Below are 641 nucleotides of genomic sequence, written 5' to 3' on the forward strand. Positions count from 1 at the left end.
TTGTTGCCGTGGATAACGAAAGCGAATTTGATAGGGCTTATGTCATTCCTGTTTTCAGAACTAGTGAAGAATCAAGAAGCCATAACTTCTCTACTGAAGAGCACGTAGATACCGTTCGTGAAGCTGAAGAAGGTGTGAATTCTATCGTGGACATTCAACCTATCGCCGGGGGTATATCATTAAACTTTCCTTCTCTTACTCGCAATAGGTTAGGAATTGTATTCAGCTTAGTAGGGTTTATTTTTTCTGTCGCTAGTGCATTCATTTTTATGAGTGGAGATATATTCCCAGCCTTCCTCTGCTTCTTCGTCGGTGACACGATCATGCTTCTTGGAATTTATCAATTATTCAAGTCGCTCAAAGTAACAGTCACGAAAGAAGGGATAACTTCAAGACGTTTCTTATTTGGTTATCCCATTACAACTAAAGAGATCCAGAAACAGGATTTAGTGGGCGTAAATATAATAGAAAGCGGCTCTATGCAGACGGGTAATGAAACAATAGTGATTTATAAAATCTACGCTGAAAATATGGCAAAAAGAAGAGCAATTCTAGCTGAAAGAATTCATAAGCGATCGGAAGCTGAGATGATCAAGGAGACCATCGAGACCTACTTAGGATAAGCCTCAGCCAATTAATAT

The 641-nt window shown here is 39.2% G+C and carries 1 protein-coding gene; it reads left to right on the forward strand.

Annotation, left to right across the window (positions count from 1 at the left end):
- Positions 1-623, forward strand: a 623-nt coding sequence (locus A3766_RS31340; protein ID WP_197479645.1) for a hypothetical protein, incomplete at its 5' end; no start/stop codon positions are given.
- Between the last annotated feature and the right edge of the window lie 18 nt (positions 624-641).

Source organism: Oleiphilus sp. HI0132 (assembly GCF_001635845.1).